At 63.1% G+C, this 15,677-nt stretch carries 11 protein-coding genes and 2 tRNA genes; 8 read left to right on the forward strand and 5 right to left on the reverse strand.

Annotation, left to right across the window (positions count from 1 at the left end):
* Positions 1-76 precede the first annotated feature (76 nt).
* Positions 77-1,024, reverse strand: coding sequence for a thymidylate synthase (gene thyA, locus DKM43_RS06660; protein WP_109797650.1), 948 nt, complete (start codon positions 1,022-1,024; stop codon positions 77-79).
* A 456-nt stretch (positions 1,025-1,480) separates the two neighbouring features.
* Here thyA and DKM43_RS06665 point away from each other — a divergent pair, with 456 nt between their 5' ends.
* The 3 genes from DKM43_RS06665 (at position 1,481) to DKM43_RS06675 (ending at position 4,040) form a co-directional block, all read left to right on the forward strand.
* Positions 1,481-3,019: a methyl-accepting chemotaxis protein gene (locus DKM43_RS06665; protein WP_161554046.1), complete on the forward strand. Its 1,539-nt coding sequence runs from the start codon at positions 1,481-1,483 to the stop codon at positions 3,017-3,019.
* A 131-nt stretch (positions 3,020-3,150) separates the two neighbouring features.
* Positions 3,151-3,227 (forward strand) — tRNA-Pro (locus tag DKM43_RS06670).
* Positions 3,228-3,482: 255 nt separating this feature from the next.
* The gene (locus DKM43_RS06675) at positions 3,483-4,040 is read left to right on the forward strand and encodes a hypothetical protein (RefSeq protein WP_109797652.1); all 558 of its coding nucleotides are present in this window, start codon (positions 3,483-3,485) and stop codon (positions 4,038-4,040) included.
* A 57-nt stretch (positions 4,041-4,097) separates the two neighbouring features.
* Here DKM43_RS06675 and recG read toward each other — a convergent pair whose 3' ends face one another.
* Positions 4,098-6,155: an ATP-dependent DNA helicase RecG gene (recG, locus tag DKM43_RS06680; protein WP_109798052.1), complete on the reverse strand. Its 2,058-nt coding sequence runs from the start codon at positions 6,153-6,155 to the stop codon at positions 4,098-4,100.
* 173 nt (positions 6,156-6,328) lie between these two features.
* Between recG and DKM43_RS06685 the strand changes: the two genes are divergently transcribed.
* The 3 genes from DKM43_RS06685 (at position 6,329) to mfd (ending at position 10,749) form a co-directional block, all read left to right on the forward strand.
* Positions 6,329-6,730, forward strand: coding sequence for a host attachment protein (locus DKM43_RS06685; protein WP_109797653.1), 402 nt, complete (start codon positions 6,329-6,331; stop codon positions 6,728-6,730).
* A gap of 164 nt (positions 6,731-6,894) precedes the next feature.
* A complete protein-coding gene (locus tag DKM43_RS06690; protein ID WP_109797654.1) occupies positions 6,895-7,224 on the forward strand; it encodes an FAD assembly factor SdhE in 330 nt (109 codons plus the stop codon).
* A 30-nt stretch (positions 7,225-7,254) separates the two neighbouring features.
* On the forward strand, positions 7,255-10,749 hold the full coding sequence (gene mfd, locus DKM43_RS06695) for a transcription-repair coupling factor (protein WP_109797655.1): 3,495 nt from the start codon (positions 7,255-7,257) through the stop codon (positions 10,747-10,749).
* On the opposite strand, the gene DKM43_RS06700 is transcribed toward mfd, so the two are convergent.
* Positions 10,746-12,032 carry a bifunctional diguanylate cyclase/phosphodiesterase gene (locus DKM43_RS06700; protein WP_109797656.1) on the reverse strand — a complete coding sequence of 429 codons (1,287 nt, stop codon included), beginning with the start codon at positions 12,030-12,032 and terminating at the stop codon, positions 10,746-10,748. The two genes, mfd and DKM43_RS06700, sit on opposite strands and share 4 nt — an antisense overlap.
* A 148-nt stretch (positions 12,033-12,180) precedes the next feature.
* Between DKM43_RS06700 and DKM43_RS06705 the strand changes: the two genes are divergently transcribed.
* A complete protein-coding gene (locus tag DKM43_RS06705) occupies positions 12,181-12,960 on the forward strand; it encodes an NAD kinase (protein ID WP_109797657.1) in 780 nt (259 codons plus the stop codon).
* A gap of 80 nt (positions 12,961-13,040) precedes the next feature.
* Positions 13,041-13,115: transfer RNA gene (locus DKM43_RS06710), tRNA-Asn, on the forward strand.
* Between the two features lie 38 nt (positions 13,116-13,153).
* On the opposite strand, the gene DKM43_RS06715 is transcribed toward DKM43_RS06710, so the two are convergent.
* Complete coding sequence (locus DKM43_RS06715; RefSeq protein ID WP_109797658.1) at positions 13,154-15,049, reverse strand: hypothetical protein; 1,896 nt, start codon at positions 15,047-15,049, stop codon at positions 13,154-13,156.
* A 269-nt stretch (positions 15,050-15,318) separates the two neighbouring features.
* Complete coding sequence (locus DKM43_RS06720; protein WP_109797659.1) at positions 15,319-15,651, reverse strand: hypothetical protein; 333 nt, start codon at positions 15,649-15,651, stop codon at positions 15,319-15,321.
* Between the last annotated feature and the right edge of the window lie 26 nt (positions 15,652-15,677).

The following is a 15,677-nucleotide window of genomic DNA, read 5'->3' on the forward strand; positions in this document are numbered from 1 at the left end:
CCGGTAAATAGCAATTGATGCAAAGTTATAAGATGGTGTTATTTTATTACGCGTCGGTTTCCGAGTCAATCACGGTCTAAACGGCGACAGGAGCCGAAAGCGCACCCTGCGGGGTATAGCCTCGAACCTCGAAATCCTCGATCCGATACTCGAAAATCGAAGCAGGCCGCCGCAGGATCGCAAGGCGCGGCTCGCCCGATGGCTGGCGGGATAGCTGGGCCTCCACCAGTTCGGCATGGTTGAGGTAAAGGTGCGTGTCACCTCCCATCCACACCAGTTCGCCGGGCTCCAGATCGCACTGCTGCGCCAGCATCCTGATGAAAAGCGCCGCCCCCCACAGGTTGAACGGCAACCCCAGCGCGACGTCACAACTGCGCTGATAGAGCAAACCGTTCAGCCGGTTGCCGCTCACATGGAACTGATAGGTCTTGTGGCACGGCGGCAGCGCCATGCGGTCAAGCTCGGCAACGTTCCAGCCTTCCACGATATGGCGGCGGCTGCCGGGATTGTCGCGCAGCGAACGGACAACTTCGGCCACCTGGTTGACGCCCGGTTTGCGCTCGCGGAAAAGTCCGCCATCGACCGCTTCGTAAACCGGCCAATTCACCCATTGTTTGCCATAGACCGGGCCAAGATCGCCCCATTCGGCGGCGAATGCGGCATCGGCCACGATCCTCGCTGAGAAGTCTGCCCGTGAAATGTCCGATCCCGTGGCCTTGCGATAACGGTCCAGTGGCCAGTCGGTCCATATTTCCACCCCCTGGCTGCACAAGGTGCGGATATTGGTATCCCCGGTCAGGAACCAGAGGAACTCGCGCGTCGCGGTTTTCCAATAGACCCGCTTCGTCGTCAGCAGCGGCATCCGCTCGTCCGAAAGATCGAAACGCAAGGTTGCGCCGAAGATCGAACGGGTTCCCACACCGGTGCGATCGACCCGTTCGTCCCCGCGCTCCCAGATCGCGCGCATCAAGGCAAGATACTGGTCTTCGAAATGCCGGTCCGGCTCTGCTGTGGGAAGCTGCATGGCACGATTCTATGCGCCAGCCACCCGGCAAGGCCAAGGGCTGAAATCACGGTGTCTGCCACGTAGATGCCCTGATAGGGCAGAGAAGCGCCTGTCAACGGCGTAACAGTATGCCTTTGCCATGCAACCGGCGTTTCCCGCATTTTTCCGTGAATGGATTTTCCGGCCCGAACGGCTGCTATGCCTGCTCGTGCCCGCCATCTTCGTGCTGACTGCGCTCGCTCCGCGCGGTGGCAGTGGGGCTTTGCTTCTTTCCGCTTCCAATGCACAGGCAGGCCCAGTCATGCAATGGGCGGTGCAGCATGGCGCGGCCATCGCGGGAAGCACAGCAGTTGGTGGAATTGTGCTGGACCGCGCGCCCCCCGGCCTTCTGCCCAAGGCAATGAGTCACGGCATGATTGCCATTGCCATCCCTGCCGCGCTTTGCGCCGACCAGAACCAGAATCGGACCCGACCATGAGCGAACTCGATACACTGCGGGCGATGGGAATGCGCGTGCTTGGCGGCATCTGCGCCATTTCCGGAGCGATCATTTTCATTGGCGCCTTCTGGGCGCAATCAGGACTCATTCCCCCGTTCGCTGCCGCTGTCGTTTCTGGACTGGCGCTCATGCTTGTCGTCCAGGGCCGTAACGATGCTGCCGCACGTCACGCCATGGCGGCCGCCGTTATGAGCTTCCCGATGATCCTGCTCTACCAGTGGGCAGGCTATCCGTGGATGATCGACATGCACATGGTCTTCTTCGCTGCGCTGGCCACCATCGCCGTGCTGGCTGACTGGCGGCCGATCATCACCGCGGCGGCTCTCACCGCGGCGCACCATCTGCTTGGCAATTTCATTGCGCCAGAACTGGTCTATGGCAGCGCGGGCGACATCATGCGGGTGATCCTTCACGCCGCCATCGTTCTGGTGGAAACCGCAGCGCTCGTCATTCTCAGCCAGCAGCTGGAAAAGCTCATCCGCGACCAGGCAGCAGCGAGAGCGGCAAAAGAACTCGCGGATGCGCAAGCAGAAGCCGAGAGGCGCCGGATATCCGAAGAACAGCATCGCGTCATCTCGGCAATTGGCAAACGGCTTGAGCAACTGGCTGCCGGAGACGTGGCCAGCAAGATCACCGACCCGCTGCCCGAAGCCTATCTCGGCCTCAAGGACAGCTTCAATGCGGCAATTGACGACATTGGCAGGCTTGTCAGCGCGGTTAGCGCCACCACGGAACAGATCGCACAGGGCTCGAGCGAAATTCGCATGGCGTCGGATGATCTGGCCCAGCGCACCCAGCATCAGGCCAGCGTGCTTGAGGAAAGCTCGGCAACCACCAGAGCGTTGACCGCAGAAATCCGCCAGACCGCAAGCGGAGCCGATGCGACCCGGCAGGCCATATCCGAAGCGCAGGAATCCGCGCTTGCAGGAAGCAAGGTCGTCTCCTCGGCCGTCGAGGCGATGACGGGAATCGAGCGGTCGGCGGCCGAGATCGGCCAGATCATCACGCTGATCGACGGAATCGCCTTTCAGACCAATCTGCTTGCCCTTAATGCAGGTGTCGAAGCCGCGCGCGCGGGCGATGCCGGCAAAGGCTTTGCGGTCGTGGCCAATGAAGTGCGTGCGCTTGCGCAGCGCTCTGCCGAAGCGGCCAGCAGCATCCGCAACCTGATCCAGACATCGGGCGAGCAGGTGGCACAGGGCGTCAGTCTGGTCGGGCAGACCGGCGAAGTGCTTGGGCGGATCTTTGCCCAGATCAGCACTGTCAGCGAGGCAATCGCCGGAATCACCGAAACCACCTGCAGGCAGACCGCAGTGCTGGGCGAAGTGAACGAATCCTTCGCGAAGCTCGACATGGTCACGCAGCAGAATGCCGCGATGGTAGAGCAGAGCAATGCCGCCGCGCACGAACTGGCGCGCGGGGCCAGCGAACTGCGCGAACTGGTGCGCCGCTTCCGAACGTGCGAGACGGCGCGTTCAGGCGGCATTGCGCAAGGCTGGAAGGCCGCCGCATGAAACCGGCGTAGGACATCGATGCCGCCAATGCGCAGGGTTCAAAAAACTTTGTCCACCCCGCTTGCCAGCCTCTTTTGCGCTGCGTATAGGGCGCGCCTGCCTCGCAGCCGGTTCGCCGGTTGCTGATCGGTCGGGGAGTAGCTCAGCCTGGTAGAGCACTGTCTTCGGGAGGCAGGGGCCGGAGGTTCGAATCCTCTCTCCCCGACCACTTCATCCCTTCTCATTCCTCCGCATGCGAACCTCTGCTGGCATCGTCATGATCTGGCGATGCAGGTGAGCCGCGTCCGCTTCCCGATCAGGCGCAATACTATCTTTAGATATACTACATTATACCTTTAGATCATTTCGCCGTGAAAAATGCAGGACAGGCCGCCAAGCGGTTTCCGCGCGGGAACCCCCTTTGCACTCGCCCCTTTCGCTTGGGGATCAACTGCAAAGGAACTGACACGTGCTGTCCAAACCGATGAAATTCGCTCTTATCGCCACGATCGCCCTTCCGGCCGCAATCGCTGCCCCAGTGCAGGCCCAGTCCCAGGCGCAACCACAGGGCGAGGCGCAAGCATCAGCCATGGCCCAACCGACCGAAGGCACTGTCGTCTATGATGCAGCCGGCAATCAGGTCGGCACAATCAAGACCGTTGCCGCCCCCAACTTCGTGATCGATACTGGCAAGAACACGGCGACGCTCGCGGTTTCCTCGCTTGGTCAAGGCCCGAAGGGGCCGGTCATCGGTTTCACGCGCGACGAACTGGACGCCGCTGTTGAAAAGGCTGCCGCCGAAACCGCTGCTGCGCTTGCTGCGGCAATCGTCGTCGATGCCCCGGTGCACGCTTCGGATGGCGTAACCGTCATCGGCAAGATCAGCGAGGTTGCCGAGGCAGACTTCGTGCTCGATACCGGCACGGCCAAGGTGAAGCTGCCCCGCACGGCGGTTGCCAATGGTCCGAACGGCCTGTTCATCGGGATGACAGCGCAGCAATTTGCCGACGCCACCAAGAGCGCCGCAACCGGGCAGATGTAATCTTCGGGCCGCTTACAGACCCGACGGCGGAGCGGCAGTGAACCTGCCGCTCCCACCTCATCCGCCGCGCAGGAGCTGCACCCCCCAGTCGCGTTCGAACAAGTAGAGCAGGATGCGTGCAGCAGCACCGCGTTCGGATGAAAGGCCGCCATCGCGTTCCATCAACAGACGCGCGTCATCGTGTGCCAGCGGCAGCAGCCGCGCGATCTGATCGAGATCGGCGACACGGAATGGTGTGTCGCCCGATTGCCGGGTGCCGAGAAGCTCGCCCCCGCCCCGCAGGCGCAGGTCTTCCTCTGCCAGCCTGAAGCCGTCCTGCGTCTCGCGCATCAGGGCAAGACGCTCGCGCCCCGTCTCGGACAATGCGTCTCCGCGCAGCAGGAGACAAGTCGATTGCTGGCTGCCCCGCCCAACCCGTCCGCGCAACTGGTGCAACTGTGCAAGGCCAAAGCGCTCCGCCTGCTCGATCACCATCAGTGTGGCATTGGGCACATCCACGCCGACCTCGATCACGGTCGTTGCCACAAGCAGCTTTGCCTCGCCGCGGGCGAACCGCTGCATGGCGCTGTCCTTGTCTTCAGGACGCATCTGCCCGTGAACCATTTCCACGCCATGTCCGAAACGCTCGCGCAGCATGGCATGGCGAGCCTCTGCAGCGGCCAGATCGGCGCTTTCCTGTTCGCGCACCATGGGGCAGACCCAATAGGCTTGCGCGCCCTTTGCAATGTGCCGCCCGATTGCCTCGATCACGTCGCCCAGTCGCTCCTGCGCAATCACGCGTGTGTCGATCGGCTGCCTGCCCGGCGGCATCTCGTCGAGCCGCGAAACATCCATCTCGCCGTATTCCGCAAGGGTCAGCGTGCGCGGGATGGGTGTTGCTGTCATGGCAAGACAATGCGGGGTGCGCCGCCCCTTCTGGCTGAGCATCAGGCGCTGCCCCACCCCGAAGCGGTGCTGTTCGTCGATCACCACCAGAGCCAGATTGCGATACGTCACCGCGTCCTGAAAGATCGCGTGCGTGCCGACGCAAATGTCGATGCTGCCATCAACCAGGCCCATCAGAATGGACTCGCGTGCCTTGCCCTTGTCGCGGCCAGTGAGCAGCGCAATCGTCACCCCCGTGCCAGCGGCCATGCGCTGAAGAGTTTCGGCGTGCTGGCGGGCAAGGATTTCCGTCGGCGCAAGCAAGGCCGCCTGTGTGCTGCATTCCACCGCCATCAGCATGGCATGAAGCGCCACCGCGGTCTTGCCCGATCCCACATCACCCTGAAGCAGCCGCAGCATCGGCGCGCCTTGGGCAAGATCGCTTTCGATCTCGGCTATGGCCCGCTTCTGAGCACCCGTCAGCTCGAACGGCAAGGAAAGGCGGGCGCGCAGGTGCCCATCGCCATGCAGCGGGGTGCCCTTGCGCGCCCGGTTGCTCTCGCGCACCAGCATGAGTGCAAGGCTGTTGGCGAGCAATTCGTCATAGGCCAGCCGGTCACGCGCGGCCTTGTCGTGGCCGTGGTGCGCACGCTGCAAGGCATCGTGCCATGCCGGCCAGTCCATTCGCGCCACCAATCCCGGCTCGATCCACTCCGGCAGGTGTGGCAACTGGGCAAGGGCTTGCTGCACCAGCGCCTGCACCCGCCCCTGCGTCAATCCTTCGGAAAGACCATAGACCGGCTCGTTCAACTGGCCGAGCATGGCCGCGCCATCGGCGCTCACGTGATCCGGATGGACGATCTGCCACGTCTGCCCGAACTGGTCCAGCCTGCCTGCAACCCAGCGCCGCGCTCCAACTGGGAGCTGCTTCTTGGCGGTATAGGATGCGCGCCCGAAGTAGGTCAGCGCCACGATATTGCCGATGTCATCCTCGGCCATGACCCGGAACGGTCCCCGCCCGGATGACTGGCGATGCTCGCGCGGCGTGAGCGCGACCACGATCTGTTCGCCGGGCGCGGCCTCATCGAGGCTGGCAACGGCGCGCCTCTGCACAAACCGTTCCGGAAGATGATATGCCAGATCCCTGATCCGTTGCAGGCCCAGCCGCTCCAGCGGACGCGACAGGCCCGGCCCGACGCCCTTGAGACCGGCGGACTGCGCAAACAGACAATTGAGCACTTCGGGCCGCATGGTGCCGACATAGGCGCAACCACGGCCCTGCGCCAATGCCGCCGGCATGGAATCCTCCGGCTATTTTGCTTCGCGCATGCCATTTTGATTCCCATTTTGATTCAACGCATGGATGCGGCCGCGCTTCGGGTGCTTGCTGCGCCGGACAAGCACGGCAAAAAAGGAACGAATCCATGCTGATCCCGCACGGCACCATCATCGCTCTGGTTGATGGGAAGAACTGGGAACTTTGGCGCAACACCGGCAACGAGGCCGCGCCCGAACTTTCTGCGCTGCCCACACCAAAGCTTAACGAACACAATCACAGCTCAGGCGGACGTCATTACTCCAGCGCGGGCAATCCCGCCGGACACCTTCTTGACGAGGACGCTCACGCAGCAGCCGTGACGGGATGGCTCAACCGCGAAGTGCAGGCGCACCGGATCGCGCAGCTCGTCGTCATCGCCGCGCCCCGGACCCTTGGCGAGATGCGCCATCACTACAGCAAGGCCACCCAGCAGGTGATCGTGCGCGAGGTCTCGAAGGATCTCATTGGCCGCCAGCCTGCCGACATTATCGCGGCCCTGCGCGGCTGAAAACCGGACACCGCGCCGATACACCATCCCGCCGCTCGGCGCGCCATGCGACGGGATGGTGGCGGACTGTCAAAAACCCCCTGTCGCAACAGATCGAATCATGGCCCATCGAACAGGGCGCGAAGCCTTGTTTCGCGGCGTTTTTGCGCCTAACGGCCTTGCTGATGACCGATCCGACAAGCCCATTGGAAACTCCTGCGGCAAGCACCCAGCAAGCCTCAGCGCAACCCGACCTGCAAGCGCGCCTTCGCCGTCTGCAATTCAGGGCATGGCATCGCGGCACCCGCGAGGCGGACTACATGATTGGCTGCTATTTCGACCGTTTCCACGCCCAGTGGTCCGAAGATCAGGTTACCTGGTTTGAAGCCCTGATCGAGGAGGACGACGTCGACATCATGGCGTGGGCGCTTGGCACGCAGGAAGTGCCCGAAGAATATCGCGGCGTCATGATGGACGCCATGCGGCGGCTCGACTACGTCGACATTCCGCGCTGACGTTTTCGTTTCGGCCCCACCCGCTCCGCCATGTCCGATCTGTCCCGCATTCTTTCCGCCAGCTCGCCGCTGACCCTGGCCTCGGTTGCGCGCGGCGCGCAGCCGCTCGTGCTGGCAGACCTTGCACGGGCGAGCACGGGACGCGCGGTATTCATCGCGCCGGACGATGCCGCGATGCGGGCAATTGCCGAAAGCGCAGCCTTCTTCGCGCCTGATCTGGAAGTGATCGAGTTTCCGGCATGGGACTGCCTGCCGTTCGACCGTGCGTCACCAGCCCTGTCCATCAGTTCGCGCCGCCTGGCCGCGCTCTCGCGGCTCCAGCGCAAGCAGACCGGCCCGCAACTCGTGGTGACGACGATCAACGCCGTCCTCCAGCGCGTCCTCACGCCGTTCCGCATCCGTGAATCCACCCGCCTCCTCAGCCCCGGCATCGAGATCGGACGCGAAAGCCTGATCGCGCTGCTCCAGCGACAGGGCTATTCGCGCACCGACACGGTGGCCGATGCCGGGGAATATGCGGTTCGCGGATCGGTGTTCGATATTTTTCCGTCAGGTCTCGATCATGGCTTGCGGCTCGATTTCTTCGGCGACGAGCTGGAAACGCTGCGCCTGTTCGATCCGGCCACGCAGCGTTCGGTGCAGCCGGTAGAAACGCATCTTCTGCTCCCCGCCAGCGAGGCCCTGCTCGATGAAGGGAGCATCAAGCGTTTTCGCGGCCGCTATCGCGAGCTTTTCGGCGCCAACGCCACCGGTGATCCGCTCTATCAGGCAGTAAGCGAAGGTCGCCGTCTGGCCGGGATGGAGCACTGGCTGCCCTTGCTGGAAGACCGGCTCGTCACGCTGTTCGATCATCTCGACGCCGGTGATCTGGTGCTGATCGATGCGGTTGCCATCAAGGCGGCCGAACAACGCATTGCCGATATTGCCGACTATCACCAGTCGCGCGTCGAGTCCTCCTCCAAGGCTCCCGGCAGCTACCGGCCTCTGGCAGAAACCGCGCTCTACCTTTCACACGGGGAACTGCAGCGCGCGCTTGCCGCATGGCCGGTCCACCGCACGACGATCTTTGCCGAGCCGGAAGCGCCCCAGGTTGTCGACTTCGGATTTACCTCCAGCCATGATTTCGCGCCCGAACGTGCGGCTGCTGCGGCGGGCTCCAGCAACATTTATGAAGCGGCTGCCAGGTATATCGCGGCGCTTGGCACGCGCGGCCGCAAGCCCATCATTGCCGCCTACACCGCCGGTTCACGCGCGCGCCTTGCCTCGCTGCTTGCCGAAGCGGGCAAGGCTGCGCCGCTCATGGCCGAAACCTGGCAGGAAGCGCTTGGCCTTGCCGCATCTGGCAAGCCTGTCGCCGTGGTCCTGCCGCTCGAACAGGGTTTTGCCAGCGCCGATCTGGAACTGCTGACCGAACAGGACATCCTTGGTGATCGGCTCGTCAGGCGCAAAAGGAAGCGCAAGGACGCCGATGCCTTTCTGGCCGAGCTTTCAGCGCTTACCCCCGGCGATCTCGTTGTTCACATGGACCACGGGATCGGTCGCTACATCGGCCTCGAAGCCATCGGCGTGGGAGATAGCCCGCACGATTGTGTCCAGCTTGAATACGCCGGGGGCGACAAGCTCTATATTCCGGTTGAAAACCTCGATGTCCTTTCGCGTTATGGCTCGGACGCCGAAGGCGTCGCGCTCGACCGGCTGGGCGGCGAGGCATGGCAGCGCCGCAAGGCGCGGATGCGCGAGCGCATTCTCGAAATGGCGGGCCAGCTCATGGCCACCGCCGCCCGGCGCGCGCTGCGGCAGGGCACCGTATTGCCGGTCGACCCGGCCAGCTATGGCCCCTTTGTCGATCGCTTCCCCTGGGAAGAGACCGAAGATCAGGAACGCGCCATCGACGATGTGCTGTCGGACATGGTTTCCGGAAAGCCGATGGACCGGCTCGTGTGCGGCGATGTGGGCTTCGGCAAGACCGAGGTGGCGCTGCGGGCGGCATTCGTCGCGGCCATGCAGGGCCAGCAGGTTGCGGTCATTGCACCGACCACGCTGCTGGCACGCCAGCACTATGCCAGCTTCGTCGAGCGTTTTCAGGGCTTCCCGCTGGAGATCGGCCGCCTGTCGCGTCTCGTGCCTTCCAAGGAAGCAGCGGAAACCCGCGCCGGGCTGGCCAGCGGCAAGGTCGATATCGTCATCGGCACCCATGCGCTCCTGTCGAAGTCGATCGAGTTCAAGCGTCTCGGCCTTGTCATTGTCGACGAGGAACAGAGATTTGGCGTCACCCACAAGGAGCGGCTCAAGGAACTGAAGACGGACGTTCACGTCCTCACTCTCACCGCCACGCCGATTCCGCGCACCTTGCAGATGGCCATGTCGGGCCTGCGCGAACTGTCCACCATCCAGACCCCGCCGGTCGACCGGCTTGCCGTGCGCACGTATGTCATGCCGTGGGATGACATGGTCATGCGCGAGGCCCTGCTGCGCGAACACCAGCGCGGCGGACAGAGCTTCATCGTGGTGCCGCGTATCGCCGACATGCCCGAACTGGAGGAATGGCTGCGGCTCAACGTTCCCGAAGTCCGCTTCGTCACCGCGCACGGGCAGATGACCCCGACCGAGGTCGAAGACCGCATGGGCGCGTTCTACGAGAAGAAATACGAGGTTCTGCTGTCGACCACGATCGTCGAGAGCGGCATCGACATTCCCTCGGCCAATACCATCGTCATCCATCGCGCCGACCGCTTCGGCCTTGCCCAGCTTTACCAGCTTCGTGGCCGCGTGGGACGAGGCAAGATCCGCGCCTATGCCTATCTCACCGTGCCGGAAAATACCGCCCTCACCGAAGTTGCCGAAAAGCGTCTCAAGGTTCTGGGTGACCTCGACAGTCTGGGTGCTGGTTTCCAGCTTGCCAGCCATGATCTCGACATTCGGGGCGCCGGGAACCTGTTGGGCGATGAACAGTCGGGCCACATCAAGGAAGTCGGCTTTGAACTCTATCAGTCGATGCTGGAGGACGCGATCCTTGCCGCCAAGGCCGGTGACATCGGCCTCGCGCGCGAGCGTGAGGCGCTCAGCCCGCAGATCACGCTCGATGCGCCGATCATGATCCCGGAAGACTACGTGCCCGATCTGGCGGTGCGCATGGCGCTCTATCGCCGCATGAACGATGCTGAAGGGCCTGAAGCGGTTGAGGCCCTTGCCGCCGAAATGATCGACCGTTTCGGCCCCCTGCCCGCTGCAACGCAAAACCTGCTGCGCCTGATCGAAGTGAAACGGCAGGCCATTGCCGCCAATATCGCCAAGATCGATGTCGGCCCCAAGGGCGCGCTTGTCAGCTTCCACAAGGACAGTTTCCCCGATCCGGCAGGGCTCGTTGCCTATGTCGCGCGCCTCAACGGTGTGGCAAAGCTGCGGCCCGACAACAAGCTGGTGATCCAGCGCGCGTGGGGCACTGCGGAGGGGCGGCTCAATGGCCTGGTGCAACTGACCAAGGGCCTTGCCGCCATCGTGAAGCGGGCAAGGAAGGCGGCCTAGCCAGCAATATTGACCAGCGTCTCCAGCGTTGCGGCATCAACCGGGCCGGAGCGCAGAAAGCCCTGAAACACGTCACAGCCTTCCTCCGCCAGAACCGCAAGCTGGCTGTCCCGCTCGATCCCCTCGACCACGATCTTCTGGCCGAGCGCCCTTGCCATGGCCACGATGGCCCGCAGTATTGCCCGGTCGCGATTGTCGCTGTCCACGTCACCAATCAGCGAGGCATCGAGCTTCAGCGTATCGATGGGCAGTGCTTTCAGCGTGCGGAAATTCGCATATCCGGTGCCGAAATCATCCAGCGCGATGCGCACACCCAGCCCGGCCAGTTCGCCCAGAACCGCCGCTGAACGCACAAAATCGGCAATCAGCGTCTGTTCGGTCACTTCAAGCGTAATCAGTTCCGGGCAAACTGCGGTATCGTGCAGCACTTGCCGGAACATCGCCGAAAAACCCTGCGCTGCAAGATCTTCAGCAGTGATGTTGATCGACAGCGGCACCAGCCCTTTCCAGTTCTCGTCGCCGGACAGCGCCCTTCGCACGATGTGGCGCGAAAGCTGTCCGACATGATCGCCGCGCTCGGCTATGGCAAAAAGCGTTTCCGCCCCGATCCGCCCCAGTTGCGGATGGTTCCAGCGTGCCAGCACCTCTGCCCCCGCCAAAGCCCCATCTGCCACCCGGTATTGCGGCTGATAGACCAGACCGATCTCGTTGCGCGCCATCGCGCCAATGAGATCGGCCTCAAGGCGGGCGGCGCTGCGTCCGCGCGCACGGTGCGAACCATCCGCCCACAGCACGCGGGTTCCTGCCTTCTGCTCAAGACTGGTCAGCGCCTGATCGAGCCGGTCAAGCAGTTCGCGCCCGCTTGCGCGGCTGCTCTTGCGCAGCAGCGCAATGCGCGGGAGCAGATGCAGCACTTCGCCATGAAGCGGCAAGGCACGCCCCACGGTCTGCCCAAGCGCCTCTGCCAGCCATTGCCATCGCTCGCGGCTGAGCGGCGCAGTCGCCGCGACAAGAAACTGACCGCCGCCAATGCGCGCAACAAAGCCCGCAGGGCCAAGCTCTTCCAGTGCGAAATCACGGATGCGCCGGGCAATCTCGGCAAGCGCCATATCGCCGCCTGCATGGCCATAGGCGATATTGACCGAGCGGAACCGGTGCAGGCCCAGCAGCATGGCCTGAAGGTGGCCCCTGTCGGCGGCAGCATCAAGCCAGGCTATGGCCTCGCTGCGGGCCGGCAGCCCCGTCAACTCGTCGCGCACGAAAGAACCGGCTGCCTGATCCATAGCGGGCTGGCCTAACCTGAAAAACCTTGCAAAACCGTTCCGCCACTTGCCGCCTCCCGGTTTTGTGCATTGCGCCAAGGGCCCGCACCCCATATCCCTCCCGCCACGACCGCTTGCAAAGTGGACCATGCCGGGAGGCAAAAAGACTATGCCGGATTATGCCTGTCTCGCGCTACTCGCTTCACCTACCGAACGCGCGCAGGAAGCCAGAGAGACCCTTCTGCGGCAACGTGCATGGGTTCCGCTTGACGAGGCTGACGCCGCCGTTGTGATCGGTGGGGATGGCTTCATGCTGCAAACCCTGCACACCATGCTCGACATCGACCATGTCGTTCCGGCTTTCGGCCTGAACCTTGGCACGGTTGGCTTCCTGATGAACAAGTATCGTTCCGGCCGCCCGATCGAGGAGCGGCTTGCCAAGGCAACCGCCATTGCCATCTGCCCGCTGCGCATGACGGCCACGACCAATACCGGCGAAGAGCATTCGGTCTGCGCCATCAACGAAGTCTCGATTCTGCGCGAAACCCGTCAGACCGCCAAGCTTGAGGTAAGCGTCAATGGCAAGGTCAGGATGCCCGAACTGGCCTGCGACGGCGTTCTGGTTGCCACCCCGGCAGGCTCCACCGCCTACAATCTTTCGGCGAACGGGCCGATCCTCCCGCTCTCGTCCAACATGCTTGCGCTCACCCCGATCAGCCCGTTTCGTCCGCGTCGCTGGAGGGGGGCAATCCTGCCCGATACCTACGAGATCGTGTTCAAGGCGCTCGAATCGGTGAAGCGTCCGGTGCTGGTCGTGGCCGACCAGAAGGAAGTGCGCGATGTCAGCGAAGTGCGGGTGAAGGCATGGCCCGAACATCGCCTTACCCTGCTGTTCGATCGCGGTCAGAGCCTTGAGGACCGCATCTTCGCGGAACAGTTCATGGTGTGACGAAAAATCTGAAAACAGGTGCTTGCCAAACCCGAAAGCCCTGTTATTAGCGCGCACCTGCCCTGGGCAACCGGGGCTGCTCCCTGATAGCTCAGCGGTAGAGCACTCGACTGTTAATCGAGCGGCCGTAGGTTCGAATCCTACTCAGGGAGCCACTTCCGCCTCTTCAGGCGTCCTTATCCACTCACGTCGGTCAGCGCATTTCCGCCTTTGGCGATGGTAGTGCGTTGTTCCTGATCTGTGGCTCTCCGCGTATCGCGCCCTTCCATGTCACCGCCTCCACGGCGTTGTCTGCAATCAGGCAGTAGCGATCGAGGACGGTTGCGGGATTGTCGGTCCGGATCGCGATATTCTGGCCCAGAAATGCGTTGTGCGCGATCACCACGTGGCTCTGCCCGAAGGAAAGCTGGCTCGACATGCGGAAGCGCGGCTGTTCCTGCCCGCCATACCCCTTGTTCTCGAAGCGATTGCCCATCACCAGAACATCCGCGCAGCCGCCTTTGCCAGAGAGGAACAGGTTCTGCGCCACAATCCCCCTGGCATCGTTGTCCATGATGACGACGTTCTCCAGCGGGATACCGGTATGGTTCTTCTGGTAGAAGTCGGAGTGCAGATCAAAATAGCTGAAGATCGTCAGTCCGTCTCTCGTCACGGCAGCCGGGCCCCAGGGGCCGATGCTGCCCGCAATCTGCGCTGATGCAGCCAGACGGCTGTTGTCCAGCACCTGCGCCGACCATCCCTGCAAGCCGTTCAGCCATGCCGCCAGATCGGCAAAGGTATAGCCCGAACCGCTGTCTTTCGCGTGGAGTGCCTCGTCGTTGCCAGTGATCAGCTCGCCTACGATCCTTCCATCCACACGCGCAATGATCCGGCGCGACCGGGCAAGGTTGTTGCCGGAGCATTCCAGCGTTGCCGCCATGCCCGGCCTGTCGAACCTGACCTCCAGTGCCGGGCGATAGACCGTCCAGTCCAGCGTGCTGTCCCAGTCGACAACACTATTGCCGTAAATGCAAAGCCCTTCGGTGAAGATGTCGGCCGCGCCTTTCTCAAGCGTGCAATTGCGCGCCAGCGAGCAGCCATACATGGCGTTGAGAAGGTTCGACGCGCGCACTTCGGTGAAATAGGGTTTTCCCCGTATCATCTGGGCAATGCTGCGCGACCCCATCCGCCACAGAGCAGCCCTGCCAGCGGGCGCGCTGTTGGTCATGCGGCAACCATCCAGCCAGTGCTCACGATTCTCAGGCCGTTCGTGAAAGACGTGAAACATGTTTCTGAAATCAAGTGTGATGTTGCGCCCCCGAAAGCAGAGCGGGCCAAGCCTCGGCCGCATGGTGCCACCCGTGTCGATGCCGCGCTGTCCGATCGTGCGGGCGGCCTTGCCGATGACCACCGGAACGCTTGCCTCGATCACGGTGTAGCCCAGCGTCTCATGGCTGACGGACAGGCTGCCCCAGTCATGCAGGCCGGGTTCGGCAATGAGGATGCGGGGAAAGTTCCTGCCTGCGCTGCGAATGAACTCGGCGGCATCGCGCAAGGTGCGATAGCGCTTTCCCGGCACCGTTGGCCGCGATGGCGCAACCACCAGTTCCGCATCATGCATCGTCGCGCGCGGATAGAAGCGGTATGGCCCGATGACACGCGGCTGCATCGAGGGATCTTGCGGAATGGCGCGGAAATAGACTTCGGCGCCTCCATCGGGATGATCGGCCATGCTGCGGCCATCATGCGTCAGCTTGGCCCACCAGCCTGAAGCGTGTCGCAGTGCGCCATTGGCATCGCGGTATTTCAGAACGCCAGGGCGTTCGATCCTTGCGACATTGCCTTCGTAGCAGACTTCGACTGCCGCCAGTCCGAAGGTGTCGACACAATCGCCAAGGTTGTTTGCGCCTGCTGCAACACCGACAACCAAGGCATCGGTGAAAGCCTGTTCAGGCGGCACCAGCAGGCGCACGGCAGGCTTGGCCGTGCGCCGCTCAGGATCGACCGGCCTTTGGTTGGCAAAATCGCTTCTTTGCCAACTTCCAGCAATACCCTGCCACAGAGGGCCCGGACTGATCGCAGCGAGATCGGCTTGGACAAGCAGGGGCAAGCCGACGAGGCGCGCCGAGGATGGCAAAGCGGCCAGAACTTCGGCCCTTGGCCACCCCGGAAGGGCACAGCTGGCCACGCCCGCCAACAAGGCCGCGCTCGCTTCGCGCCTCGAACAGCGTGTCCATGGCGGTGTCCAAGAAGGCGGAGCCTTGCCCGAATCCGTTCGACCATTGCCCATGCCGCGCACCTGCCTTCGGCGGCAACCATAGCTGCGCCATGCTGTTCGGCAAGATTGTCAGGGGCAAGCGGTGCGCCGAACGGCCTACCCTAGGGGATGCGGCCAATTCTTCCGGCGGCCAGAGCATCGATCACGGCCGGGTGAAACGGCTCGACAAAGCGCAGGCGCGCGCGAAAGCCCGCGGAATGCAGCACCATGGCAGCGCGGCCTTCAATGCCCGGAAACGTAAGCCACACGAGCGTTCCCTCACGCGGGTTTTCCGGACAGTCGATCACCGCCTCGCGGCAATCGAGCATGTGAACCCCGACCTTCGCGCGCAGAACGCCGCGGCGATAAGTGGCGCAAGGAACTGCCGGGGCCGCGCGCCCGGCAGTTGCGCTCCACGGCTGCTCTGCAAGTTGCACGTTACGATCAAGCCACATTGCGCCTTCTCCGCCAGCCGGTTGCT

This window comes from Novosphingobium meiothermophilum, assembly GCF_003171715.1.
Lineage (GTDB): Bacteria > Pseudomonadota > Alphaproteobacteria > Sphingomonadales > Sphingomonadaceae > Novosphingobium > Novosphingobium meiothermophilum.